The organism is Mesorhizobium sp. ES1-6, from assembly GCF_020164775.1.
Taxonomy (GTDB): domain Bacteria; phylum Pseudomonadota; class Alphaproteobacteria; order Rhizobiales; family Rhizobiaceae; genus Mesorhizobium.
This window is the reverse complement of sequence record NZ_JAIUGU010000003.1, coordinates 581,698-607,465: the sequence shown is the minus strand read 5'-3', so window position 1 is coordinate 607,465 and position 25,768 is coordinate 581,698. Positions and strand designations below refer to the sequence as shown.

23 protein-coding genes and 1 tRNA gene are annotated in these 25,768 nt (G+C 63.6%); 11 read left to right on the top strand and 13 right to left on the bottom strand.

Annotated features, from left to right (window positions below):
* Positions 1–343: 343 nt before the first annotated feature.
* The 3 genes from LB564_RS11825 to LB564_RS11815 all read right to left on the bottom strand — a co-directional run bounded on the left by LB564_RS11825 (position 344) and on the right by LB564_RS11815 (position 6,769).
* Positions 344–4,900 (bottom strand): PAS domain-containing protein, encoded by a 4,557-nt coding sequence (locus LB564_RS11825; RefSeq protein ID WP_224537718.1) that lies wholly within the window; start codon positions 4,898–4,900, stop codon positions 344–346.
* Between the two features lie 600 nt (positions 4,901–5,500).
* Positions 5,501–5,737, bottom strand: a complete 237-nt coding sequence (locus tag LB564_RS11820; RefSeq protein WP_140708042.1) for a hypothetical protein — start codon at positions 5,735–5,737, stop codon at positions 5,501–5,503.
* 120 nt (positions 5,738–5,857) lie between these two features.
* Positions 5,858–6,769, bottom strand: coding sequence for a DUF2865 domain-containing protein (locus LB564_RS11815; RefSeq protein ID WP_140708040.1), 912 nt, complete (start codon positions 6,767–6,769; stop codon positions 5,858–5,860).
* Positions 6,770–7,083: 314 nt separating this feature from the next.
* On the opposite strand from LB564_RS11815, the gene LB564_RS11810 reads away from it, so the two are divergent.
* Positions 7,084–7,299 carry a hypothetical protein gene (locus LB564_RS11810; RefSeq protein ID WP_224537716.1) on the top strand — a complete coding sequence of 72 codons (216 nt, stop codon included), beginning with the start codon at positions 7,084–7,086 and terminating at the stop codon, positions 7,297–7,299.
* Between the two features lie 87 nt (positions 7,300–7,386).
* Here the strand turns inward: LB564_RS11810 and LB564_RS11805 are convergent, their stop codons facing one another.
* Positions 7,387–7,755 carry a hypothetical protein gene (locus LB564_RS11805; protein ID WP_224537714.1) on the bottom strand — a complete coding sequence of 123 codons (369 nt, stop codon included), beginning with the start codon at positions 7,753–7,755 and terminating at the stop codon, positions 7,387–7,389.
* 68 nt (positions 7,756–7,823) lie between these two features.
* On the opposite strand from LB564_RS11805, the gene LB564_RS11800 reads away from it, so the two are divergent.
* Positions 7,824–8,399: a hypothetical protein gene (locus LB564_RS11800; RefSeq protein WP_224537712.1), complete on the top strand. Its 576-nt coding sequence runs from the start codon at positions 7,824–7,826 to the stop codon at positions 8,397–8,399.
* Between the two features lie 145 nt (positions 8,400–8,544).
* Here the strand turns inward: LB564_RS11800 and LB564_RS11795 are convergent.
* The 3 genes from LB564_RS11795 to LB564_RS11785 form a co-directional block, all read right to left on the bottom strand.
* Positions 8,545–8,619 (bottom strand) — tRNA-Glu (locus tag LB564_RS11795).
* An 85-nt stretch (positions 8,620–8,704) separates the two neighbouring features.
* The gene (locus LB564_RS11790) at positions 8,705–9,118 is read right to left on the bottom strand and encodes a VOC family protein (RefSeq protein ID WP_224537710.1); all 414 of its coding nucleotides are present in this window, start codon (positions 9,116–9,118) and stop codon (positions 8,705–8,707) included.
* Between the two features lie 36 nt (positions 9,119–9,154).
* On the bottom strand, positions 9,155–9,535 hold the full coding sequence (locus tag LB564_RS11785; RefSeq protein WP_224537708.1) for a fimbrial protein: 381 nt from the start codon (positions 9,533–9,535) through the stop codon (positions 9,155–9,157).
* A gap of 26 nt (positions 9,536–9,561) precedes the next feature.
* On the opposite strand from LB564_RS11785, the gene LB564_RS11780 reads away from it, so the two are divergent.
* Positions 9,562–10,617, top strand: coding sequence for an RluA family pseudouridine synthase (locus LB564_RS11780; RefSeq protein ID WP_224537706.1), 1,056 nt, complete (start codon positions 9,562–9,564; stop codon positions 10,615–10,617).
* A gap of 190 nt (positions 10,618–10,807) precedes the next feature.
* Positions 10,808–11,719 (top strand): RNA polymerase sigma factor RpoH, encoded by a 912-nt coding sequence (rpoH, locus tag LB564_RS11775; protein WP_015315375.1) that lies wholly within the window; start codon positions 10,808–10,810, stop codon positions 11,717–11,719.
* Positions 11,720–11,981: 262 nt separating this feature from the next.
* Here rpoH and LB564_RS11770 read toward each other — a convergent pair whose 3' ends face one another.
* From LB564_RS11770 to LB564_RS11755, 4 genes are all read right to left on the bottom strand, one after another.
* Complete coding sequence (locus LB564_RS11770; protein WP_224537703.1) at positions 11,982–12,854, bottom strand: MBL fold metallo-hydrolase; 873 nt, start codon at positions 12,852–12,854, stop codon at positions 11,982–11,984.
* A gap of 145 nt (positions 12,855–12,999) precedes the next feature.
* A complete protein-coding gene (locus LB564_RS11765; RefSeq protein ID WP_140707991.1) occupies positions 13,000–13,659 on the bottom strand; it encodes a peroxiredoxin in 660 nt (219 codons plus the stop codon).
* 209 nt (positions 13,660–13,868) lie between these two features.
* Positions 13,869–14,234, bottom strand: a complete 366-nt coding sequence (locus LB564_RS11760) for a cell division protein ZapA (RefSeq protein WP_056575728.1) — start codon at positions 14,232–14,234, stop codon at positions 13,869–13,871.
* Positions 14,235–14,245: 11 nt separating this feature from the next.
* Positions 14,246–14,518: a DUF4164 domain-containing protein gene (locus LB564_RS11755; protein WP_015315371.1), complete on the bottom strand. Its 273-nt coding sequence runs from the start codon at positions 14,516–14,518 to the stop codon at positions 14,246–14,248.
* A gap of 262 nt (positions 14,519–14,780) precedes the next feature.
* On the opposite strand from LB564_RS11755, the gene tkt reads away from it, so the two are divergent.
* The 7 genes from tkt (at position 14,781) to LB564_RS11720 (ending at position 24,357) form a co-directional block, all read left to right on the top strand.
* Entirely contained in the window at positions 14,781–16,772 is a 1,992-nt protein-coding gene (tkt, locus tag LB564_RS11750; protein WP_224537701.1) for a transketolase, read from the top strand.
* 159 nt (positions 16,773–16,931) lie between these two features.
* Entirely contained in the window at positions 16,932–17,942 is a 1,011-nt protein-coding gene (gene gap / locus LB564_RS11745) for a type I glyceraldehyde-3-phosphate dehydrogenase (protein ID WP_224537699.1), read from the top strand.
* 186 nt (positions 17,943–18,128) lie between these two features.
* Positions 18,129–20,006, top strand: coding sequence for a potassium/proton antiporter (locus LB564_RS11740; RefSeq protein ID WP_224537697.1), 1,878 nt, complete (start codon positions 18,129–18,131; stop codon positions 20,004–20,006).
* Positions 20,007–20,263: 257 nt separating this feature from the next.
* Positions 20,264–21,460: a phosphoglycerate kinase gene (locus LB564_RS11735; RefSeq protein ID WP_224537694.1), complete on the top strand. Its 1,197-nt coding sequence runs from the start codon at positions 20,264–20,266 to the stop codon at positions 21,458–21,460.
* A 150-nt stretch (positions 21,461–21,610) separates the two neighbouring features.
* The gene (locus LB564_RS11730; protein ID WP_224537692.1) at positions 21,611–22,636 is read left to right on the top strand and encodes a class I fructose-bisphosphate aldolase; all 1,026 of its coding nucleotides are present in this window, start codon (positions 21,611–21,613) and stop codon (positions 22,634–22,636) included.
* Positions 22,637–22,822: 186 nt separating this feature from the next.
* Positions 22,823–23,554 (top strand): DUF899 domain-containing protein, encoded by a 732-nt coding sequence (locus LB564_RS11725; protein WP_224537690.1) that lies wholly within the window; start codon positions 22,823–22,825, stop codon positions 23,552–23,554.
* 89 nt (positions 23,555–23,643) lie between these two features.
* Positions 23,644–24,357 (top strand): SGNH/GDSL hydrolase family protein, encoded by a 714-nt coding sequence (locus LB564_RS11720; protein ID WP_224537688.1) that lies wholly within the window; start codon positions 23,644–23,646, stop codon positions 24,355–24,357.
* Positions 24,358–24,378: 21 nt separating this feature from the next.
* On the opposite strand, the gene LB564_RS11715 is transcribed toward LB564_RS11720, so the two are convergent.
* Positions 24,379–24,540 carry a hypothetical protein gene (locus LB564_RS11715; protein ID WP_140707978.1) on the bottom strand — a complete coding sequence of 54 codons (162 nt, stop codon included), beginning with the start codon at positions 24,538–24,540 and terminating at the stop codon, positions 24,379–24,381.
* 113 nt (positions 24,541–24,653) lie between these two features.
* Entirely contained in the window at positions 24,654–25,607 is a 954-nt protein-coding gene (locus tag LB564_RS11710) for a ring-cleaving dioxygenase (protein ID WP_224537686.1), read from the bottom strand.
* Positions 25,608–25,768 lie beyond the last annotated feature (161 nt).

Below are 25,768 nucleotides of genomic sequence, written 5' to 3'. Positions count from 1 at the left end.
GGGCTTGAGCCCGTCCGAGGTTAGGCAGCGCCCGCGATTCGACGGGACTTTCCAAAGCGAAGAAAATCCGGACGGGAGCGCGTTGCTCCAAGCCAGAGCGTATCATGGCCGGGCCATCGCCAAAAACAGGTCCGTTGGGGTAGAGTGACGCTGTTTCTTGCTGGCGGTCGCTGCTCCCGCCCGTAACCGAGAAGAGCGGATTCGATTTCGCCATTGTCCCGGCTGGTCACTGTCTTTGATATGGCGCGATCGCACCATAGTCATTGCACGCGGCGGTAGCGGCACATCCCCGCTGATTCCCTGGATTTGCCTCGTGAACCCGGCAATCCGAGCGACGCGGGTGCTATCCCGCGTTGCGATGGGCCTCGCGGCCGGCGCCGACCCAGCGCTCGACCTTCTCGAGCAGGGCCCTTGGGCTGATCGGCTTGGGCAGATAGTCGTCCATGCCTGCCTCCAGGCAGCGTTCGCGATCGCCCTTGAGCGCATGCGCGGTGACCCCGACGATCGGCACATGCGTGCCGGTCTCCTGCTCCAGCCGGCGGATCGCGGCCGTCGCTTCGAGACCGCTCATCTCCGGCATCGAGACATCCATCAGGATCATGCACGGATTGAGCTTGCCGAAGGCGTCCAGCGCCTTGCGGCCATTGCCGACGATCTCGAAACCATAGCCGGTCTCGCCGAGGATCTGGGTGAAGACCATCTGGTTCACCTCGTTGTCCTCGGCCACCAGTATATCCAGCCTGTGCCCGTCGCCGCCAATGGCGGGCAGCCTGGGCCGAACCGGCGGCGGCTGCAATTGCGCGCGCTGCTCGGACAGCGCCAGAGGCGGCGGCCGGGAAGCCTCGATCGTCTCGCCCGCCGACGATTGAACGGCCTGGCCGCCCGTGGTGTGGCGATGGCGCTGGATGGTCGCGACCAGCGTCTCCAGGAGCACCGAAGAACGCGCCGGCTTGATCAGCTGGGCGTCGATGCCGAGATCGCGGTAGCTGGTGTTGGCAAGCGACTGGTCGACCGAGGTCAGCATGATGATCGGCGTGTCGGCGAGGCCCTCGGTGTTGCGCACGATGCGCGCCATTTCGGCGCCGCTCATCCCGGGCATCTGGTAATCGAGCACGACGCAGTCGACCGGCACGCCATAGGCTGCCGCGGCGATCAGCACCTTGAGGCCTTCGGCGCCGCTTTCGGCCGCGCAGGAATCGAACGTCCACGAGGTCATCTGCTCGGTCAGGATGGCCCGGTTGACGGCATTGTCGTCGACGATCAGCACGCGTGCGCCGGTCACGTCCACCGGCGTGATGCGTTGCCCGTTCTGCTGCCCGGCCCCTGGCAGCGTCACCGTGAACCAGAAGGTCGACCCCTTGCCTTCGGCGCTCTCGACGCCGATGTCGCCGCCCATCAGGTCGACGAGCCGCGAGGTGATGGCAAGGCCAAGCCCGGTGCCCTCGTGGCGCCGTGTCGACGACGTGTCGACCTGGCTGAATTTCTCGAACACCAGTTTCAGTTTTTCCTCGGGGATGCCGATGCCGGTATCGGTGACCGAGATCGTCAGCCTGGTTCCCGTCGGAACCCGTTCGCCGGTCACATCGACCAGCACGTGGCCTTCATCGGTGAACTTCACCGCATTGCCGAGCAGGTTGGTGACGATCTGCCGGATACGGCCGACATCGCCGATGAACAGGCTTTCGAGCCGCGGCTCGATGCGCACGATGAGTTCGAGATCCTTTTCCTTGGCCCGTGTCGACACCAGCGTCGCCACGTCCTCGATCGCCTCGGCGAGATTGAAAGGCGCCGGGTCCAGCACCAACTGGCCGGCATCGATCTTGGAGAAATCCAGGATGTCGTTGATGATGGTGAGCAGCGCGTTGCCCGATTTGACGATGATGTCGGTGAACGTCTTCTGCTTCGGATCGAGATTGGATTTGGCGAGCAGCTCGGCCATCCCCAGCACGCCGTTCATCGGCGTGCGGATTTCGTGGCTCATATTGGCGAGGAATTCAGACTTGGCGCGGTCAGCGAGCACGGCGCGCTGGCGCGCCTCGCTGAGTTCAGCCTCGCGCTGCTTCAGTTCGGTGATGTCGGTGGTCGAACCGATCAGGTAGAGGGAACCGTCGGAGGCGATCATTGCGCCCTTGCGGGCGAACTGATGCCTGACGCTGCCGTCGGGCAGGCTCACCGTTTCTTCTATCTCCTGGGTCTCGCCGGTCCGCAGCACGGCGAGATCGCTGGCCACGAAGGCCTCGCCATCCGGCCCGAAAATCTCGACGTCGGTCTTGCCGATCGCCTCCTGCTTGCTGAAGCCGGTGAGATCGCACCAGCCCTTGTTGACATAGAACTGCCTGAGATCGGAGCGCTTGGCGTAGATCGACACTGGCACGTTGTCGATCAGGCTGCGGAACACCTCGTTCTCGCGCATGCTGTCTTCAAGCGCCCGCTCGCGCGCCTTGACGTCGGTGATGTCGGTGCTGGAGCCCACCAGATGCACAGATCCGTCCGTCGCCACGAGGCGGCTCTTGCGCGTCATCAACTGCCGCACCGTTCCGTCGCGATGGGTGACCGGCTCCTCGACCTCGCGCACATTGCCGTTCACCACGACATCGGTGTCGTCCTGGCTGAAGCCCTCCGCTTCCTCGCCGCTGAACAGCTGGCGATCGGTCTGGCCGATGACATCGTCCTTGGCGAGGCCGGTCAGCGCGCACCAGGCCTTGTTGACGAACTCGATGCTCAGATCCTGCGCCTTGATGAAGGCGGCCACCGGCAGTTCGTCCATGACGTGCCGGAAGAGATCGATCTGGCGCATCGAGTCGCGAAGCGCCGCCTCGCGGCTCTTGATCTCGGTGATGTCGACACGCACGCCGATGAACGTGCCGTCATCGGTGCGCATGTCGTAGACCTGGTACCAGCGGCCGTCGGCATTGAGGCGCTCATAGGATGAATTGGGCAGGCGATAGCGGGCGAGAATGCCATCCAACCAGGCATCGCGATCGGTGTCATAGAGCGCGTCGACCCGCGGATCGCCGCTCGAGCGGAAATAGCCGGCCGAATGACCGAGCGCGAGCGCGTCGCGGAAGGTGCGGCCGGGCTGCCATGCCGGCTTCAACGCCGGCAGCGTGTCCTGCAGCTTGTGGTTGGCGAAGACGAAATTGTCGTCACGGTCGTAGATGATCACGGCGGCCGGCAGCGATTCCAGCACGCTGGCGAGATGCTTGCGTGCGTCCTGCGCCTCGATCTCGCGCCGCTTCATGTCGGAAATGTCGAACAGAAAGCCGGCTACATAATTGCGGCCGCTCGCCATGCCGATGCGGTTCTTCCTGACGATACGCGAACGGTTGGCGCCGTCCGCCTCGAAGCTTTCTTCCACTTCGTACTGCCGCCCGCTGGCCAGCACGTCGCGTTCGCTGCTTTCAAACAGCGCGACTTCGGCCGGCCCGAGAAAATCGCCGCCCGCCTTGCCAAGCATGGCTCGCGGGGTCTGGCCGAACAACGACGCGAATGCTTCGTTGACGAAGACGAAGCGCAGATTGTCGTCCTTGACGAAGATCGGATCCTTGACGCCGTTGATCACCGCCTCCGCCAGCCGCGCCTTTTCCAACGCCTCGGCGAGTTCGGCCTCGCGGTCCTTCATGTCGGTGACATCGACATAGGAGATGAGGCGCTTGCCGGCGCCCAGCGGCGCCATCGACGAGATCAGCGTCCGGCCGTCATTGCGCGGGAACTGCCGCGATCCGGCCTTGCCGACTCTGATTTCGGCCTCCCGCTCGGCAATGTGCCGCTGCCATGCCGCGTCTTCGGAACCATACGGGTCGATGTCGCGGCTGGCTTCCATAAGGTCGCGGAAGCTGCACCCGATCTCGGCGCGCCGGGCATCGATCTGCCAGAAATCGTAAAAGGCACGGTTGATGATTTCGGTACGCATGTCGGCATCGACGACAAGGACGCCGATCGGCATCTGGTCGACCATGGTGCGCAGATCGGCGAAAGTCTCGGCGATCTTGGCATTGGCATTCTCGATCTCGGCGTCCCGGCGCTTGACCTCGGTGACCTCATAGTAGGTCAGCAGGCGTTTGCCTTCCGAAAGAGGCGTGACGGAGAACATCATGGTCCGCCCATCGGCGTGGACGAACTCCCGAGGCGCGACGGAACCGCCACGAATCTCCTCGATGCGCGCGGCGAGGTAGCGCTGCCATTGCTCTTCCTCGACATCGCCATAGATGCCGTTGCGGCGGTTTAGCTCCATCAACAGGCTGAACGGAGCGCCGACGCTGACGGTGCCGTCCGGGATCCTGGAAAGGTCGCGATAGGCCTTGTTGACGATCAATGTGTCGAGGCGAGCATCGAGCAACACGACGCCCATATGCATGGCATCCATCGTCCGCTCGAGATCGGCAAGATGCTGGGCGGGCTCGCCCCCCGCCGCCGGTCCCTGCCTTGGCTCCATGTCCTCGAAGGCGCTGGCCAGTGCCGTGACGTTGCGACCGATGCCGCGATAGCCGGCGAATTTTCCTTCATCGTCGAACCGTGGGAAACCCGACGTCAGCACCCAGCGGCAGTCGGCACGACCCCCCTTCAGCTCGTAGACGAAGTCGCGGAACGGCCGGCGTGCCTGCAGATCCTCCAGATGCGCCGACGCATCGCGGTTGCCCTTCAGGACCTGGCTGAGAAAATCGAAACGGAACCGGCCAAGCGCGGCAGCGGGATCGATACCCGTCGCCGCCTGGTAGCCTTGTGAAAGCCAGGAAAAGCGCAATTCTGCATCGGTTTCCCAAATCCAGTCCGAGCCCGCTTCAACGAGCTGGCGAAACGCGTCGATGTCCTCACGGGACGATTCATCGCCGCCGTGCACGGCTGCCTTGCCGGGCCCGCGCTTGCGGCGCGCGCCGATTGCTTCGTCCGCTTCCGCCATGCTGTCCCCACCCCGAAAATCAAGCCCGAACCCTCCCTCCGCGGTTCGTCGGCGGAATGTGCCGCAGAAGCATTAACGATCCGCTAACCTTAATGACGCAACCGGCCTATTCCTCCTGCGTTATTCCGCCCGGTTGTCGCATGGAGCAAGGCCGCGCTATAAGCAGGCCAGGGGTGTTGCTTATGTCTGGACGGATCGGGCCTTTTTTGCTGGGCATGGCGTTGCTTTTCGGCAGCGGTTGTTCGCGCAGCTATGACGGCACGGTGATTATCCCGCGGCCGCTCGACGCCAGGCGCTTCTGGGACCGGCCGCCGCCCAATGTCGACTACCAGCCTCAGATCGACAACGGTGCCTTTCCCGGGCCGCCGCAGCCACCTGGACAAGTATCCGAGCGCAAGGCCGGGAAGCCTGCCGTACACAGGCGATATCGAACCAGGGTATCACGGCCCTCGGCACCGCCGTCGGCGCCCGAGAAACAATTGGCATGCAGGAATGTGAGCGCGCCCGGCCAAAGGGTTCGCATGGTCTGCGATTAGTTACACGCCTCTCGCCGGAGTTGCTCTCCAGGCCCCGCCACAAGCTTCTGGGGGAGACCTGTCCCTAAAGCGACGCCGCGCCTTTTCTCGGTTCCTTTGCCCCGAGCTTGTCGAGCGCCAGCCGGACCTGGCGCAGATCGTCCTGCCAGCCGTCATCGCCGCCCATCGGGCTCTCCGACGCCGCCCGCTGCAGCCCGCGCGCCTCGGATTCGATCTTGCGCAATTCGGCGATTTTCTGATCGGACGTCAGCGCGCTGTCTTCGACGATCTCCAGAACCCTCATTTCCCTGAACGTGGCCATGGCGTTTCTCCTGCCTGATGTCGACCACAACGTTGGCAGCACGCCCCTGTTCCAGTTGGATCGTGGTTCCAGCAGGCGGGCGGCAGGTTTCATCGAGACGCCGCTGCAAAACGCTTGCCATCATTCAGCCGGAAAGAAGGCGGGACCGACAACGCGGACCGTTCGCTTGTCGGCCTCGATCGCCTGCAGCTGGGCGGCACCAGAAACCTCGGTATCCGATTTTGGGATTGCCGCGACGTCGCCGAGGTCCGGCTTGGGCTGAGGCAAGGGGATGATGGCGTTGGTCATGTTCGTCGGCGTCACCGTCCTCGCCCTCAGTTCCGCAACCCGCTGGTAATAACGCTTGACCTCGCAGGCCTTGAAATCGGCGTCGTCACGGTAGCGGAAAGCGGTCGGCAGTTCGGTATACGGCTTGCGCGTATCGAGCGACACCATGCTGTCGGTTTCCTGGCTGATATCGCTCAGCGTGTAGAGATCGACCGCCGGATCGTCGCAGATGTACCGGCATTGATCGGCCATTTCCTTCAGATCGCCGCTGCCGGCGAATTGCGACTTCGGCGCGGGGAAGAAATATCCATCCGACAGGCGGACACAAAACAGCATCGCATTGCCGCCCGAAATTGCCCCGGCCGCCGATTGAGTCTTCGATGCCGGGCGCTCCTGCCTGGCCTGCGATGAACAGCCGAGGGCCGCGAACCGCGCCTGCAGGCCTGAATTGTCCCGCCCGGAATTGGACGCGGCCGCGATCTGGCGTTGCACCTCTGTCCGGTTTCGAGCCAGGTCGGCGCAAGCGTTGAAGAAGCCGCCCGCCGCGCTTTGCGCCGTGCATTTGCGTTGCCTCTCCAGGCCCTGGATTGCAGCAAGCTGGCGGCGAAGCTGAGCCTGTGCCGGACTGACGCCTCCTCCGCGGCCCGCGGAGAGCAATTGGCTTTTGATCGCACCGCAACTGTCCGCATAGGAAGAGGTCGTGCCGAACGCAGAGGCAGCCACCATCGCCAGCGCGATCATCATGAAGACATAGAAACGGGTCATCTGAACGCCATGATCCTTGTTGCCGATAGTCCGGAACCACGCTCTTTCGACTTGGGAAAAATACCACTAAATGAGCAATACCTAATATTTTAAGACTATTGGCCGGAAGAGACTTCTATCTAGTGTAATATAGTCCCGCCTGTAAATTCGATATTACATTTTTATTTCAAGATTGAGACGACCCGGAAAACAACGGAGATAGGCCCGCAGGCCAAGGCCGACGCATCGGGCCATGCGACAAATCCTGCCTTACCGGCGTCCGGCCTTGAAACCTTTGCCCGGCCTGCAGCGTTGAAGGGCAGAGGAGAACGCAGATGTCGATCCACTTCACGGTATCGGAACTGACAAAAAACCTTTTTCACTCTCTAGGGCTGGATCACGAGCGGGCGCCACGGCCGCTCAATCCCGAGCAAAGCCTGTTGCTGGAGTGCTATCTGGCCGGGCAGATCCCGGAATCGGCCTGGACCGACTATGTCTTCGAGGCGCCGGATCTGGCACGGCATGCCGCGGTACGGCGGCTCAGCTATTGATCGGCGGCGATCAGGAGGAAGACGCCCGACCGGTTCTCCAGTTCACCCGAGCTGCCGGTACTCCGTGCAGGCGTTTTGGGCATACCGCTACGGTTTGGGCGAAACGAATTGCTGCGTGAACACGTTGCCGGCAATTCCTTGAGACAGCTTCGGCGATAAACTCAGCCGTGTGCAACTGGTGACGGCGGCAACGGCCGCATCGATGAACGACCTGCGCGCCTTTTCGTCGCCCGCCACCTTGGCGGCGGTCGCCCGCGGCGGACCGATCAAGGTCCCGTCGCGCTTGAAACTGAAGCTCAGCGTCACGGAGGAATTTCCGGCACCGGCAGGTGGTGTCCAGCACGACTGGATCGCTGCCCCGACATCAGCCATGGTGTTGAGCGTTGCGGCAGCCGATGTGCACACGAAACCTGCCGACATCACAGCCGCAATCATCAGTTTGGCAACGCGTTTCATCGCAAACCTCATCGTCACGAACAGCGCGGCAACCCGTGCGGACTGCTGGGATCGATGGTAGAGCCGGCATGGGCAATGGCAATATCCCTTGCCGAAAAGTTGTTCGAATGGGCCGACGGCAAAGCCGCCCTGGCGCCTGGCTGAGCCATATCCCGAAAAACAAAAAGGCCGGCATTGCGCCGACCTTTCCTTTCCGCCTCGATCATGCGCCAGTACATCCGTGGTCGCGGGTCGAAAGCGAATTGCCTCCAGTAGACAGCTTATTGGTAAACGAAACCTTAACGTGCCTGCTGTTCCATCGCGTCGGGCGGATAGCCGTGAAGGCCATCATCTTTTGCGACCGGACGGGCCTAGGCGACAGCCCTGAACTCGGCTTCCCGCATCGTCCCAACGCCGGCACATTCCGGGCACGCCAGGGTCTTTCCGGGGCAACCACCTTGATGCGTCCCTTGCGGGCAGCAATATCCTCTCGACGCACGCCATCTGGAGCAATCGAACACTTTGCCGCCGCCATGGCAGTGCGTGCATGTCACCTTCAAAACCGTCATTCCAGACTGTACCCGACCCAAAATCCGCGTCGCCGCGGAAGCTATCCCACAGCGCAAGTACCAGAGATCGCAGAGCTTTCAAGCGCCGCAGCCTGACTTAAATTGGGTAGATTCGAGAACAGAACGTCAGGGCTCTCGCAGGCATTGTGCGGTCCCGAGGCAAGCCCATGCCCGAGGCAAGCCCATGCAAGCACCCGCCCGAAGGAGTTCGACTGCCTGGAGATCAACGACCGTCGTTGTTTGGTACGCCCAAGGGGAATCGAACCCCTGTTCCCGCCGTGAGAGGGCGGTGTCCTGACCGCTAGACGATGGGCGCGCTCAAGAAGGGGCGATATAGGCTGGCGGCCGGCAAAAAGCAACTGGGCTTTCCAGACTTCGTGGACTTTGCCAAACCGCTCTGATCAGCCCTGCCGTTTCGGCTCGATCAGGTCCCACAGATTGCCAAGGAGGTCGGCGAAAACCGCCACGGTGCCATAGGGCTCGAAACGCGGTGCCTCGCGGAATTCGACGCCCTTGTCCAGCATCATTGCGTGGTCGCGGGCAAAGTCGTCGGTTTCGAGGAACAGGAAGACCCGGCCGCCGGTCTGGTTGCCGATGCTTTGCCTCTGCGTCTCGTCGGACGCCTCGGCAAGCAGCAGCCTGGCGCCCTGCCCGTTTGCCGGCGCCACCGTTACCCAGCGCTTGCCGCCACCGAGATCGACATCCTCGAGCAGCGCAAAGCCCAGCCGCCCGACATACCAGGAGATCGCATCGTCATAGTCGGCGACGACCAGCGCCACGGTGGCGACACGGCGATGTCCGGTGAAGCCGGTCATGTCAGCGGCAAACTTGTTTGCTGCATCGCCGCCCGCCTATTTGTTGCGGATCGCGAACTGGCCGAGCAGGCGGCGTTCGGCGAGATCGTAGAGGAAGATGGCGCGGCTGCCGTCGGCAAGCTCGGCATCGATCGAGAGACGATCACCCGACAGCGACTGGCTGACCACCCTGGCGCCGACCGGCAGCACGATATCGCCGCTGGCCGGGCCCGCCGGAGTCTGGATGTCGCCGGCCAGCGGCGGGGTCACCGACGGCGCCTTGCGGGCTTTGTAGACAATAGCGCCGATCACCACCATAAGAGCGACAAACAAAAGGCCGAGATTGATGACCATGAAGCGGATGAGCTTGCCGCGCAGTCTGTCGACCTCGGGATCGAGCGGCTTTTCCTGCTCTTCGTCGGCATCGGGCCGGGCCATGGCAAATATTCCGGAATGGTTTTTCGATGAGCGCTCATAGCGAAGAGGTCCCCGAATTGATAGAGGACCTGTTGACAGAGGCCGCGCCCACCGTGCTGGTCACGGGCGCGGACGCGGCCGGCCAACGCCTCGACCAGTGGCTGGCATCAGCCCTTGGCCCGGACATGTCGCGCAGTCGCGTGCAGATGCTGATCAGGCAAGGCGCCGTCGCCATTGACGGCAAGCGGGTCGACGAAACCAAGCGCAAGATGAACGCCGGCGAAAGCGTGTCGGTCGTCATGCCGGAACCGGAGCCGGCACAGCCCCAGGGCGAGAACATTGCGCTCGACGTGCTCTACGAGGACGACGAACTGATCGTCATCAACAAGCCGGCGGGGCTTGTTGTGCACCCTGGCGCCGGCAATTGGACCGGCACGCTGGTCAATGCGCTGATCCACCATTGCGGCGACAGCCTGTCCGGGATTGGCGGGGTACGCCGGCCGGGGATCGTTCATCGCCTCGACAAGGAGACCAGCGGCGTCATGGTGGTCGCCAAGACCGACCGCGCCCACAAGGCGCTGTCGGAGGCCTTCGCCGACCACGGCCTGACCGGCGACCTCGAACGCGCCTACCTGGCGCTGGTCTGGGGCATACCGCAGAGACCGACCGGAACAATCGATGCGCCGCTTGGCCGCGCCGCCGACCGTATCCGCCGCGCCGTCGTGCCGGAAGGCCGCGACGACGCACGCCACGCCGTCACCCGCTTTGCCGTGCAGGAACGTTTCGGCGAAGACCAGCGGGAGTTCGCCACCGCAAGCCTGGTCGAATGCCGGCTCGAAACCGGCCGCACCCACCAGATCCGCGTCCACATGGCCCATATCGGCCATCCCGTCGTCGGCGACCCGGATTACGGCCAGGCCTTCCGCACCAAGGCAAACAGGCTGCCCGACCCCCTGAAAAGCCAGGTCAAGGCATTTTCCCGGCAAGCTTTGCACGCCTGGCTCCTTGCATTTCGGCACCCCACTACCCATCTAACGATGAGGTTCGAGGCGCCGATACCGGGGGACATGGAGGAACTCGTCGGCGGCTTCCGCAAACTCTGAACCTGCCATCAAAAAACCTGAGTGGCATTGTTCACTTCAACGTGACACACTGTTTCGTGTTGAACAAATGGCTGTCTTTTCTGGTTTTGTTCCTGTATAAGTTCTGATGTCGCGAGCGAGCCTTTTGGTGCTCGCGTCACATGCCCGCCGCGTTTCGGGGGCATCACTCCAATAGAGAGGGGGCGCTATCATGGCCCAGTCATTACCCAGTATCGTTTCCGGCGAAGGCGGCCTCAGCCGCTATCTGGAAGAAATCCGCCGCTTTCCCATGCTTCAGCCGCAGGAAGAGTACATGCTCGCCAAGCGTTATGCCGAGCATGAAGACACCACGGCCGCTCACAAGCTCGTCACCAGCCATTTGCGGCTCGTCGCCAAGATCGCCATGGGCTATCGCGGCTACGGCCTGCCGATCGGCGAGGTGATCTCGGAAGGCAATGTAGGCCTGATGCAGGCCGTCAAGAAATTCGAACCCGAGCGTGGCTTCCGCCTCGCCACCTATGCCATGTGGTGGATCAAGGCCTCGATCCAGGAATACATCCTGCGCTCGTGGAGCCTGGTCAAGATGGGAACGACCGCCAACCAGAAGCGTCTGTTCTTCAATCTCCGCAAGGTGAAGGGCAAGATCCAGGCGCTGGACGACGGCGACTTGAAGCCCGACCAGATCGCCGAGATCGCCACGCGGCTGAACGTTTCCGAGGCCGAAGTGGTGTCGATGAACCGCCGCCTGTCCGGCGACGCCTCGCTCAACGCGCCGATCCGGGCGACGGAAGGCGAGTCCGGCGAATGGCAGGACTGGCTGGTCGACGACCACGAAAGCCAGGAAGAGATGCTGATCGAGCAGGACGAGCTGGAAAACCGGCGCGGCATGCTGTCGGGCGCTCTGGCCGTGCTCAACGACCGCGAGCGGCGCATCTTCGAGGCGCGTCGCCTCGCCGAGGAGCCGCTGACCCTGGAAGAACTGTCGGCCGAGTTCGACATCAGCCGCGAGCGCGTTCGCCAGATCGAGGTGCGCGCCTTCGAGAAGGTGCAGGATGCCGTCAAGGCCGCCGCCAAGCGCCAGATGCAGGCGCTGCGCACCATCGAGGCGCAACCGGCGGCTTAAAGCCGGCTTCGGCCAGGACATATCAGGGCGGCGTCAGGAAACTGGCGCCGCCTTTTTGTTTGGCGAAGCCGACGACACAGCCCTTTCTCCCCGTCACTCTACGGGGAGAAATGTCCGGCAGGACAATGAGGGGCGGCGCTGAGGTTGCGAGGTTCTTGCCAGAGCAACAGCACATGCCGGACATCATCATGAACGCTGGCTCCGCCCCTCAACCGGCTGCGCCACCTTCTCCCCGTATAGTGACGGGAGAAGGAACTAAACCTCACAACCCATCCAGCGGAAATTTCAGATATCGCCGGCCATTGGCTTCCGGCTCCGGCAGCCGCCCGCCATTCATGTTGACCTGCAACGCATGCAGGATCAGCCGCGGCATCGGCAATGTGCGGTCGCGCGCCTCGCGCAGGGCAACGAACTCGGCCTCGGTGCGTGCGGCGACGAGATGGACGTTGGTGGATTTCTGTATCGCCACGGTACTTTCCCACAGTGGCTCGCGGCCACTGGCCTGGTAATCGTGGCCGACGAAGACGCGCGTCTCGTCGGGCAGAGCCAGTATATCCTGGATCGAGCGCCAGAGCCGCGTGGCGCTGCCGCCGGGAAAATCCGTCCTCGCCGTACCGCTGTCGGGCATGAAAACCGTGTCATGCACGAAGGCCGCATCCCCGACCACATAGCTGATCGACGCCAGCGTATGCCCGGGCGAAAACAGCACCTTGACCGGAAGGGTTCCGATCCGGAACATCTCGCCCTCGGCGAACAACCTGTCCCACTGCGCGCCGTCGGCGGGAAAATCCGGCCAGTTGTAGATGACCTTCCACAGCGCCTGGACGTCGACGATCCTGTCGCCGATCGCCATCGGGGCTCCGGTCTTCTGTTTCAGGTAATGCGCCGCCGAGAAATGGTCGGCGTGGGGATGGGTATCGAGAATCCACTCCAGCTCCAGCCCGTTTTCCCCAATGAAATCGAGCAAGCCATCCGCGCTCTTCGTACTCGTCGCGCCGGATTTTTCATCGAAGTCGAGGATAGGGTCGATGATGGCGCATCGGTTCGTCGCGGGATCGGCAACGATATACTGGATGGCCCCAGTCGGCTTGTCATGGAAGCCGCTGACCTGCGGCTTCGCCAAAGCTATATCCACGTCCGGCTTCCCCAAGCTTTCCCGGCAGGAAGGATTTTCTCCGCCGGCACCCCACCGGAGCATGGTTGTCCGCCCCGGCGAATCAGTCAAGCATGACTTGGCCCACAGGAGCGGAAAACCCGAAAACCGTTCCGGCGCGCTGGCTTCAGGCGGAAGGCTGCTTGGTCTTCCTGAGATAGGGCAGGATGGTGTCGTAGGCGCCGAAGCGCTTGATCGCATCCTCGTTGGAAACGGCGGCGGTGATGATGACGTCCTCGCCCTGCTTCCAGTTCGCCGGCGTCGCCACTTGGTGCTTGGCGGTGAGCTGCATGGAATCGACCGCGCGCAGGATCTCGTCGAAGTTGCGCCCCGTCGTCATCGGATAGGTCAGCACCAGCTTGATCTTCTTGTCCGGTCCAATGACGTAGACCGAGCGCACGGTGGCGTTGTCGGCGGGCGTGCGGCCTTCCGAGGTCTCACCGGCGCCGCCTGGCAGCATGTCATAGAGCTTGGCGACCTTGAGGTCCTTGTCGCCGATCAGCGGATAATGCACGGAATGGCCGGTCGCCGTCTTGATGTCGTCCTGCCATTTGCCATGGCTTTCGACCGGGTCGACCGAAATGCCGATGATCTTGACGTTGCGCTTCTTGAACTCGCCCTCGAGCCCCGCCATCGTGCCAAGCTCGGTCGTGCAGACCGGCGTGAAATTCTTCGGATGGCTAAACAGGATCGCCCAGCCGTCGCCGATCCAGTCATGGAATTTGATGGCTCCCTGCGTCGTCTCGGCGGTGAAGTCCGGCGCGATATCGTTGATACGAAGACTCATGACCTATCCCTACCCCTTGTGAAATGTAGCCGGCATTCTTCAGCCGCCCGGCCCCGGCGCCTAGTCGTAGCACCGCAGCATGACGGATTAAAAGCTGGAGATGACGGCTATTCGGCCGGCGGGTAAAAATTTTTCGCCGCCGCCGGGATCGAGGCGAAAAATAAGGCGTGATCTCGGGCAGGAGACAAACGGCGGGGATCGGCGAGGCTTCAGGCCTTGTTGATTGCCAGCGTCGCCGTCAGATCCTCCATGCGCTGCGCCAGGGCGCCAAGCGCGTTGGTCAGCACGCTGTCGCTCTTGTCGGCCTTGGTCAACGCCTCGTCGCGCGTCTTGCGCAGGGTCAGCACTTCGCTTTCCATGCCCTTGACGCGCTTCTGCAGCTCGGAAAGCTCGTCCATCACCATGATGCCGGCCATGACGGTCAGCCGCTGGTCGCCGATCTCGCCAAAAGAATCCTTCAAATGCGAAACGTAGCGGTCGAAGCGCTCGGCGAGATCGATCAGATGCTCTTCCTGGCCCTCGTCGCAGGCCATGCGGTACTGCTTGCCGTCGATTGAAACCGTGACCTGTGCCATCGGGCCAGCTCCTATCTGTCCAACACGGCGCGGATGGTTTCCATCGCGGTCACCAGCCGTCGCGAGACTTCCTTGTTGGCGTCTTCCAGGCGTTCGGCGCGGGCTTCGGAATTGTCGAGCTCCTGCGCCAGCCGCGAGCGATCGGCATTCATCCGCTGCACCTCGGCCTCGGCTTCCGAATAGTCGCGTTCATGCTCGAGCTTGGCCGCGACGGCGTTTTCCAGCCCCTCGATGGCCTTGCTCAGCCTGGCGATCACTTCCTTGAGCGTGGTTTCCCCGGTCATGGCCTTCGTCCTGTGCCCTGCCCATCACCGAATCGTTCGCGTTCAGAACGCGTTATGTCGGAAACATTAGGCACCGGGTGAAGGCGACGTCAACAAAGCTCTCGCGACTGTCCCCCGCTAACGCTAAAGTAGGCCCGCCGACGGCATCACAAGACCGGCAAATCTGCACCCGATTTGTTGACTAAAAGCCCGCGCCTGCTATGTGTCGCGCACCCTTTTCAAGGGCTCTCCCAAGCCCGCAAACCCCCACCTCGGAGGAACCATGACGTCGCGTGAACAACATGACCGGATGGCCAATGCGATCCGCTTTCTCTCCATGGACGCCGTCGAGAAGGCTCAGTCCGGCCATCCCGGCCTGCCCATGGGCTGCGCCGACATCGCCACGGTGCTGTTCACGCGCTTCCTGAAATACGACCCCAAGACCCCGCACTGGGCCGATCGTGACCGCTTCATCCTGTCGGCCGGCCATGGTTCGATGCTGCTCTATTCGCTGCTGCATCTGACCGGCTACGAAGACATGACCATCGACCAGATCAAGCACTTCCGCCAGTTGGGCTCGAAGACCGCCGGCCATCCCGAATATGGCCACGCCACCGGCATCGAGACCACGACCGGCCCGCTCGGCCAGGGCCTCGCCAATTCGGTCGGTTTCGCGCTCGGCGAGCGCATCATGAACGCCGCCTTCGGCAACGACCTTGTCGACCACTACACCTATGTGCTGGCCGGCGACGGCTGCCTGATGGAAGGTGTCTCCCAGGAAGCCATCGCGCTTGCCGGCCACCTCAAGCTCAACAAGCTGATCGTCTTCTGGGACAACAACAACATCTCGATCGACGGCCCGGTGTCGCTGGCCGACAACACCGACCAGGTTGCCCGCTTCCAGGCCTCCGGCTGGAACGCCAGCCATATCGACGGCACCGATCCCGAAGCGATTGCCTACGCCATCGAGGCGGCGCGCCATTCCGACAAGCCGACGATGATCGCCTGCAAGACGACCATCGGCTTCGGCGCCCCGACCAAGGCCGGCACCAACAAGGCGCACGGTTCGCCGCTCGGCGCCGACGAGATCGCCGGCGCGCGCAAGTTCTTCAACTGGGACTCGCCGCCCTTCGAAATCCCCGCCGACATTCTCGACGCCTGGCGTACCGCCGGCAAGGCCGGCGCCAAGCCGCGCACCGACTGGGAAGGCCGCCTCGCCAAGGCCGATCCGAAGCTGAAGGCCGAGTTCGAGCGCCGCCTTGCCGGCAAGCTGCCGGCAAATTTCGACGCCGTCATCGCCGACTACAAGAAGAAGCTCTCGGCCGACAAGCCGAAGGTCGCCACCCGCAAATCCTCGGAAATGGCGCTGGAGGTCATCAACGGCGCTGTGCCCGAGACCATCGGCGGCTCGGCCGACCTGACCGGCTCCAACAACACCAAGACCAGCCAGACCAAGAACATCACGCCGGACGACTACGGCCAGCGCTATGTCCATTACGGCATCCGCGAGCATGGCATGGCGGCCGCGATCAACGGCTTGACGCTGCATGGCGGCCTCATCGCCTATGGCGGCACCTTCATGTGCTTCTCCGATTACGCTCGTCCATCGATGCGGCTTGCCTCGCTGATGGGCATCCGCTCGATCTTCGTCATGACCCATGATTCCATTGGTCTGGGCGAAGACGGCCCGACCCACCAGCCGGTCGAGCACATGGCGGCATTGCGCGCCATCCCCAACCACAATGTCTTCCGTCCGGCCGACGCGGTGGAAACCGCCGAATGCTGGCAGATCGCGCTCGAATCCGAAAAGACGCCGTCCACCCTGGCGCTGACCCGGCAGAACCTGCCGACCGTGCGCACCGAGTTCACCGAAAAGAACCTCAGCAGCCAGGGCGCCTATGAACTCGCCGCCGCCAGCGGTGAAGCCACGGTGACGATCTTCGCCACCGGTTCCGAGGTAGAGATCGCGCTCGGCGCCCGCGACCTCCTGGAGAAGCATGGCCATCCGACCCGTGTCGTCTCGGTGCCTTGCTTCGAACTGTTCGACAAGCAGAGCGAGGCCTACCGCAAGAAGACGATCGGCAACGCGCCGGTCAAGATGGCGATCGAGGCCGGCATCCGCCAGGGTTGGGATCATCTCATCGGCTCGGACGGGATCTTCATCGGCATGACCGGCTTCGGCGCCTCGGGCACCATCGAGCAGCTCTATCCGCATTTCGGCATCACCGCCGATGCGGCCGCCAAGGCGGCGGAAGCCCGCCTGCACGGCAAATAAGGGCTGGTTCCCACGCCGTGGCGTCGCCCCGGGCGACGTCCCGGGCCTGGACCAACCTAATCGATTTAATCCATGCCCTCGATGGCTGGATTCTTCGCCCGTCCGCCGCTATGAAGCTGCGGACCAATCATCTGCCTTCCAGCTCCCAGGGAGAGAACAATGACCGTCAGAGTTGCCATCAACGGATTTGGCCGCATCGGCCGCAACATCCTGCGCGCCATCCATGAGTCCGGCCGCAAGGATATCGATGTCGTCGCCGTCAACGATCTCGGCCCGGTCGAGACCAACGCCCATCTGCTGCGCTACGACAGCGTGCACGGCCGCTTCCCGCATGAAGTGTCGGTTTCCGGCGACCAGATCACCGTCGGCAAGGAAAAATTCAAGGTCACCGCGATCAAGGATCCGACCCAGTTGCCGTGGAAGGAACTCGGCGTCGACATCGCGCTCGAATGCACCGGCATCTTCACCGCCCGCGACAAGGCCGCCGCGCACCTGACCGCCGGCGCCAAGCGCGTGCTGGTCTCGGCGCCCGCCGACGGCGCTGACTTGACCGTCGTCTACGGCATCAACCACGACAAGCTGACCAAGGACCACATCGTCATCTCGAACGCGTCCTGCACCACAAACTGTCTGGCGCCGCTGGCGGCCGTCCTGCACGAGACGGTCGGCATCGAAAAGGGCATGATGACGACGATCCATTCCTACACGGGCGACCAGCCGACGCTGGACACCATGCACAAGGATCTCTACCGCGCCCGCGCCGCCGCCCTGTCGCAGATTCCGACCTCGACCGGCGCCGCCAAGGCCATCGGCCTCGTCCTGCCCGACCTCAAGGGCAAGCTCGACGGTATCTCGATCCGCGTGCCGACGCCGAACGTCTCGGTCGTCGACTTCAAGTTCATCGCCAAGCGCTCGACCACCGTGCAGGAGATCAACGAAGCGGTCATCGCTGCTTCCAACGGCAAGCTGAAGGGTATCCTCGGCGTCACCCATCATCCGAACGTGTCGATCGACTTCAACCACGATCCGCGCTCTTCGATCCTGGCGCTCGACCAGACCAAGGTGATGGACGGCAACTTCGTCTCGGTGCTGTCGTGGTACGACAATGAGTGGGGCTTCTCCAACCGCATGGGCGACACCGCGGTCGCGTTCGGCAAGACCATCGCCTGATTCAGGATCCGTCTTCTCGACACTTGAAACGCCCGGCTTCGTCCGGGCGTTTTCGTTTGCCGAAGCAGCAACGCGAAAGTCAGCGGCGCGGGGCAAAAAACCACCCTCCCGCCTTGCACTGGTCACGCCTTCGCCCCACTCTCCCGTAAAGCCAGCAGGCAGAGGAATTCGAGGGGCAAATCACGGATGGAGCATGCGATCTATCTCGTTACGCTGGTCGGCACGGCGCTGGTTGTCGCCGCCGCGTTTTCGAGCCTGATCGCCTTCCGCTTTGGCGCGCCCCTCCTGCTCCTGTTTCTGTGCATCGGGCTCGCCACCGGAACCGACGGCCTCGGCATTCAGTTCGACAATGCCCGTATCGCCTATTTTGCCGGCTCACTGGCGCTGGCGGTCATCCTGTTCGATTCTGGCTTCGGCACGCCGCTCAACGCCTTGCGGCAGGCGGCCGGGCCGGCCCTGTCGCTGGCGACCTTCGGCGTGCTTCTCACCACCGGACTGTTCGGCGCCGCCGCCTACTATCTGCTCGACCTCAGCTGGCTGGAATCCTTCCTGCTCGGCGCCGCTGTCGCCTCGACCGACGCGGCGGCGGTGTTCTTCCTGCTGCGCGCCGGCGAGATCAATCTGCGCGAGCGCGTGCGCTCCACGCTCGAGGTGGAATCCGGCACCAACGATCCGATCGCCATCTTCCTGACCATCACGCTGGTCGAGATCATCGCCGCCCACGCCAATCCCGAAGCCAATGTCCTGGTCACCAATCTGATCCTCGGCTTCCTCGTCAACATGGGCCTCGGCGCCATCGTCGGCGCGCTTGGCGGCCTCGCCATCGTGCGCTTGGTCGATCGGCTCAACCTCGACCATGGCCTGCTGCCGATCTTCGTGCTGACCCTGTCGCTGATGGTCTTTGCCGCCGCCGGCGCGATTGGCGGCTCCGGCTTCCTGGCGGTCTATATAGCCGGCCTGATCGCCGGCAATTCCGACATCCGCGCCGTCACCATTCTGAAGCGCTTCCAGGACGGCATGTCGTGGCTGGCGCAGATCATCATGTTCCTCATCCTCGGCCTGTTCGCGACGCCCTCGCAATTTCCGGCGATCATGGTGCCTGCGATAGCGCTTGGCCTGTTCCTGATGTTCGTCGCCCGCCCTGTCGCCGTGTGGCTCTGCCTGATCCCATTCCGCCTGCCGCGTCCCGAAGTCGCCTTCGTCTCCTGGGTCGGCCTGCGCGGCGCCGTATCCATCCTGCTCGCCATCACGCCACTGCTCGGAGGGCTGGAGAACGGCCGCACCATCTTCAACGCCGCCTTCATCATCGTTCTGGTGTCACTGGTCATCCAGGGCTGGACCGTCGGCCCGCTGGCGCGTCGCCTCGGCCTGATCGTGCCGGCGCGGCTCGGGCCGCTGGACAAGGTCGAGCTGGAACTGCCCGGCTCCGCCCATCACGAACTCCTTGCCTATCGTGTCGCGCCGGGCAGCCCCGTGGCGCGCGGCGAGCGCATCCCGCGCTGGGCGCGGCCCTCGCTGGTGCTGCGTGACGGCCGCTCGATGCGTTTCCAGGACATGGGCCGGCTCGCAGCCGGCGATCAGGTCTACATCTTCGTGCCCGACCGCTATCCGCGCCTGCTCGACAAGCTGTTCGCCAGCCGGGCGGTCGTCGACCCGGAGGATGCCGATTTCTTTGGCGCCTTCGCCGTCGACCCGGCTCGCTCCGCCGCCGAACTGGAAGCCGCCTACGCGCCCGGTCTCACCGAGGCCGAGCAGAAACAAACCGTCGGCGCGCTGGTCACGGCGCGGCTCGGCGGCCATGCCGAATATGCCGACCGCGTGCTGCTCGGCCCGATCGAACTGATTGTGCGCGACGTCGACGACAAGGGCAAAATCACCGGGCTCGGCCTGTCCTTCGAGCCGACCGCGCCGGTGGCACGCGTGCCTGTCTTCCTCAGCGCCGGCGAGATGGGCGACCGACTGAGTGCCTTTATCCGCAACTGGCGCAAGCCGGCCGAGGCGCGGGTGACGACAGGGACGGAGGTCCCCGAGCCTGCGGTCGAGAAGGCATCGACCGAAAGCTGACAGGACGATCGTTTACACAGCCTGGCATATGCCGGTTGGTCTTCACGGACTATGTTCCCGCCCGTCTCAAATTTCGCATCCGACCCCAGCCAAAGCCTTGCATCGTCATTGATGCGAGGTATGGTCCCGGCGATTTCTAATGCATGTCGCCCAAAAGTGACCTCGGTTTGGGAGAACGACATGCATCAAAACAACGATCTGAAGCGCGTCGCATGAATCGGCTTCGGCGCGACACGCTTTAAGGGAAAGGGACCAGCATGGCTGCCTTCAAGACTCTGGACGATATCGGCAACATCAGCGGCAAGCGCGTGCTGGTTCGCGTCGACCTCAACGTTCCCGTCGCCGACGGCAAGGTCACCGACGCCACCCGCATCGAGCGCATCGCGCCGACCATCGCCGAATTGTCCGGCAAGGGCGCCAAGGTCATCCTGCTTGCCCATTTCGGCCGACCCAAGGATGGCCCCTCGCCCGAATTCTCGCTGGAGCCGATCGCCAAAGCCACCGCGCAGGTGCTCGGCCGCCCCGTCGGCTTCGCCTCGGATTGCGTCGGCGACACGGCGGGCAGCGCTGTCGCCGCCATGGACAAGGGCGACGTGCTGCTCTTGGAAAACACCCGCTTCTACAAGGCCGAGGAGAAGAACGACCCCGCCTTTACCGAACGGCTCGCCGCCAATGGCGACATCTTCGTCAACGACGCCTTTTCAGCGGCCCACCGGGCGCACGCCTCGACGGAAGGCCTGGCGCGCCTGTTGCCCTCCTTTGCCGGCCGCACCATGCAGGCCGAACTCGAAGCGCTGGAGAAGGGTCTGGGCAATCCGGTGCGTCCGGTCGTCGCCATTGTCGGCGGCGCCAAGGTCTCGACCAAGATCGACCTGTTGATGAACCTGGTGAAGAAGGTCGACGCGCTGGTCATCGGCGGCGGCATGGCCAACACCTTCCTCGCCGCGCGCGGCACAGATGTCGGCAAGTCGCTGTGCGAGCATGACCTTGCCCCGACCGCCAAGCAGATCATGATCGAGGCGGCCGAGGCCGGCTGCGCCATCATCCTGCCGGTTGACGGGGTCGTCGCCAGGGAATTCAAGGCGGGTGCGGCCTGCGAGACCGTCGCCATCTCCGACGTGCCGGCCGATGGCATGATCCTCGATGTCGGCGAAAAGACCGTGACGACGATCGGCGAATGGATCGACCGCGCCGCGACGCTGGTCTGGAACGGTCCGCTCGGCGCCTTCGAGATCGAGCCGTTCGACCATGCGACGGTGGCGGCGGCCAAGCACGCGGCGGCGCGCACCAAGGCCGGCAAACTGGTCTCCGTCGCCGGCGGCGGCGACACGGTGGCCGCCCTCAACCACGCCGGTGTCGCCGACGATTTTACTTATGTCTCGACCGCCGGCGGCGCCTTCCTGGAGTGGATGGAAGGCAAGCCGTTGCCCGGCGTCGACGTGCTGAAGCGCTGAGGCGTTCGGCAGCCAAGGCAGACGGTCCGATCAACTCAAGTAGAGCCGGCGGCAGCGCCGGCGACTTTCAATCGATTCGAGCTTCCCGGCGCCATTCCTTTGGCGGTAGAGTTCCGTTAAGCGCGGAACAGACCCTTGAGGAGAAGCAAAATGAGCGAACGTCTCGAAGACATTGCCGCCGCGATCGTGGCCAACGGCAAAGGCCTGCTGGCCGCCGACGAAAGCTCCGGCACCATCAAGAAGCGCTTCGACGTCATCGGGGTCGAATCGACCGCCGACAGCCGCCGCGACTATCGCGAGATGATGTTCCGCGCCAAGGACGCGATGACCAAGTACATTTCCGGCGTCATCCTCTATGACGAGACCATCCGCCAGAATGCCGCCGACGGTACGCCGCTGGTCGATATCATCAAGGCGGCGGGCGCCATCCCCGGCATCAAGGTCGATGCCGGCGCCAAGCCGCTGGCCGGCTTTCCCGGTGACACCATCACCGAAGGCCTCGACGGCCTGCGCGAGCGCCTTGCCGACTATTATAAACTCGGCGCCCGCTTCGCCAAATGGCGCGCGGTGATCGACATCGACACCGCCAAGGGCGTGCCGTCGGCGACCTCCATCGGTTCCAACACCCACGCGCTGGCCCGCTACGCCGCCCTTTGCCAGGAAGCCGGCATCGTGCCGATCGTCGAACCGGAAGTGCTGATGGACGGCGCCCATTCGATCGACACGTGCTACGAGATCAGCAAGATGACTTTGCTTAAGCTCTACAACGAGCTCTACGCGGCACGCGTGGTTCTGGAAGGCACGATTTTGAAACCCAACATGGTGCTGTCGGGCAAGAAGTCGGGCACGGTGGACAGTCCCGAAAAGGTCGCCGAAATGACCATAAAACTGTTCCGCGAGACGGTGCCGGCGGCGGTGCCGGGCATCGCCTTCCTCTCCGGCGGCCAGGAGGACGAGGAGGCGACCGCCAACCTCAACGCCATCAACGCCATCGGTCCGCATCCGTGGAAGCTGACCTTCTCCTATGGCCGCGCGCTGCAGGCCGCGCCGCAGAAGGCCTGGAGCGGCAAGGCCTCGAACATCGCCGCCGGCCAGGCCGCCTTCACCCACCGCGCCCACATGAATTATCTGGCCGCGCTCGGAAAATGGCAGCCGGCCTTGGAGACCGCCGCCTGAGCCCAGCCTCTCTTTTCGCATCCGGACCCGGGCCATGTGCCCGGGTTTTGTTTGCAGCACCCAAGGATTGGGCCAGAGCTTGGGATAGCGCCCGACCATCCTTATGTCCTCTCCGGTGTTTTCGGCGGCGATGTCGGATTACGCCCATCCCGAACGTCCTTGGGGGTGATCGACAGGGAGAGGCATATGCATCGCAACAAGGTCGTTTCGCGTGAAGACTGGTTTCAGGCGCACAAGGCCCATCTGGCCCGGGAGAAGGAACTGACCCGGCTTCGCGAGCGTGTCGCGGCGGAGCGGCGTGAATTGCCTTGGCTGAAGATCCGGAAGGACTATGTCTTCGAGACGGAGCAGGGACCGAGGAAGCTGGCCGATCTCTTCGCCGGCCGCAGCCAGTTGATCGTCTACCATTTCGTGTTCGCGCCGGGCTCGACGCATCACTGTGAGAGCTGTGCCTTCGTCGCCGACCACATCGATGGGGCCAACCAGCACCTCAGGCATCATGACGTGTCGCTTGTCGTGATCGCGCGCGCGCCGCTCGCCGAGCTGCTGCCTTACAAGCAGCGCATGGGCTGGAAATTCGACTGGATGTCATCCTACGCCTCGGATTTCAACTTCGACATGCAGGTGTCCTTCACCGACCGGCAGCTCGCGTCGGGCGAAGCTGTCTACAATTTCGAAACACCTGTCACGACGTCGAAGGACCTGCCCGGCACCACCGTCTTCTACAGGGACGAGACCGGCGACATTTTCCTGACCTTCATGTCGCGCGCTCGCGGCAGCGAGCAGCTCATCGGCGCTTATCAATATCTCGACATGGCGCCGAAAGGCCGGGACGAACCCGGTCCCTACAGGACATCGATGGATTGGGTACGACTACACGACGAGTACGAAAACAGGTCGCGGTCTGGCGGCGCATGACCGAAGGTCATCTCCGGGTGATGCAGCAATCCGTTCACCCCGGCCGCAACATGCGCTAAGGCTGCCGCTGGTCATTTTACGGTTAGCCCATGCGTTTCCCGACCGTCCTCACCTGGCTCGCTTTCCCCGTCTATGTCTGGCAGGGGTTGGGCGTGCGTCGCCGCACTTCGCGCATGCTGCCGGCGCAGGGACCGGTCATGCATGAGATCGCGGGCAAGGCCCCGGTGATCTCGCTGCTGGTGCTGGGTGATTCCTCCGCCGCCTCGGTCGGCATCGGCAATTCCGAAAACGGCCTTGCCGCGCAGCTCGCCACGCTGATTGCGCAGCGCACCGGCAGCGCCGTGCGCTGGCGCGCCGCCGGCTTCAATTCGGCGACATCGGGCCAGATCCGCGACCATGTGCTGCCCAACCTGTCGGCCGATCCGTGGACACATATCGTGCTCGCCATCGGCACCAACGACACCAAGAATTTCCATTCCGTGCCGCGCTTCAAGAAGGAGTTCGGCGGCCTGCTCTACGCGTTGCGCGCCAAATGGCCGGAGGCGCGCGTTGTCTGGTCGCCGGTGCTGGAGTTCACGCGGGCGCCGGCCATGCCGTCGCTGCTCGGCGAGATTCTCGAAATCCGTGCCACAGCGATGAACCGGATGGGTGAACGGCTGTGCCTGGAACGCGGCGCGGTGCCGGCGCCACGCCTGCCGATCACCAATCCCGAAGCCGGTTTTGCCTCCGACGGGTTTCATGCCTCGGAGGCCGGCTACCGGGCCTGGGCCGAGCATCTCGTCGGCCCCGTGCTTGGAGACTGAAAGCCGACGGTAGGTGCTGGCCTATGTCAGATGCCCGAGCACGGCCGCCAGCGAGATCGCTGCCATGGCGAGCAATGCCAATTTCCAGAAATCGCCGCGACGCTTGAGCCCGGGCCAGCCGAGCGGCTTGATCAACTGGATGACCATGAACCCGACGATGACAAGGGCGAGGAGTTTCGTCATGCCGCCTTTGACCAGCAACGCCGCCACCTGTCAAAGCGGTTCGTTCGGTCTCCGGAAAGAAAAGGCGCCGCGATCCCGAACCGGGACGCGGCGCCGCTTAACCGCGCAGCGATCTACTTCAGCGGCTTGAGGCCGGCCTCGATCGAAGCACGCTTCGGTTCGAGGAAGGGCGGCAGGGCGAGGCTTTCCCCCAGCGTTTCCAGCGGCTCGTCGGCGGTGAACCCCGGCCCGTCGGTGGCGATCTCGAACAGGATGCCGTTCGGCTCGCGGAAATAGAGCGAGCGGAAATAGTAGCGCTCGACCTCGCCGCTCGACGGCAGCCGGAATTCCGCCAGGCGCGCCGTCCATTGATGCAGCGTCTCCTGGTCGGGCGCCCTGAAGGCGACGTGGTGAACCGCACCGGCGCCCTGCCTTGCGGGTGCCAGCCCAGGCTGCACGGCGACATGAAGCTCCGCCGCCGGCCCGCCCGCGCCCATTTCGAAGACGTGGACCTGGCCCTCGCCGTCGGGCGAGGCATAGTCGCGTATCTTGCGCATGTTCATCACTTTGGTCAGCACCGCCTCGGTGTTGGTGATGTCGGGGACACTGATGACGATCGGCCCGAGTCCGCGGATCTGATGCTCGGCCGGCACCGGGCTTTGCGCCCAGGGATGGCTGCCGCCCTTTCCGCCATCGCTGACGAGCCGCAGCCGCTGGCCTTCGGGGTCCTCGAAATCCAGCGATTTGTAGCCGCCGATATCGGCAATCTCTCCTGTCACGACGCCTTCGCTGGCAAGGTGCTGCTTCCACCAGGCAAGGCTCTCCTCGCCGCCGACCCTGAGGCTGGTCCGCGCGATGCTGTGCGTGCCGCGCCGTTCGCGGCCGATTGGCCAATCGAAGAAAGTCAGGTCGGTGCCCGGCGTTGCCTCGCCGTCGGCATAAAAGAGGTGATAGGCCGAGGTATCGTCCTGGTTTACCGTCTTCTTGACCAGCCGCAGGCCCAGTACCTTGGTGTAGAAATGAAGATTGCCGGGCGCATTGGCCGTGATGGCAGTCAGATGGTGGAGCCCTGTCAGTTGCATGCTCATGGTCGTCTCCCTTGTTTTTGGGGAAGAATTTTCTCCCTTCATATCAGAACTCCGGTCACGCCGCTGAAGGCCGCTTATCCCGACAGTCCGTCATGCCAGGATGAACAATACGAGCTCGATTAGCTCTCCGTGAGTGAACAATCCGCGAGCGCTTGCCGCGT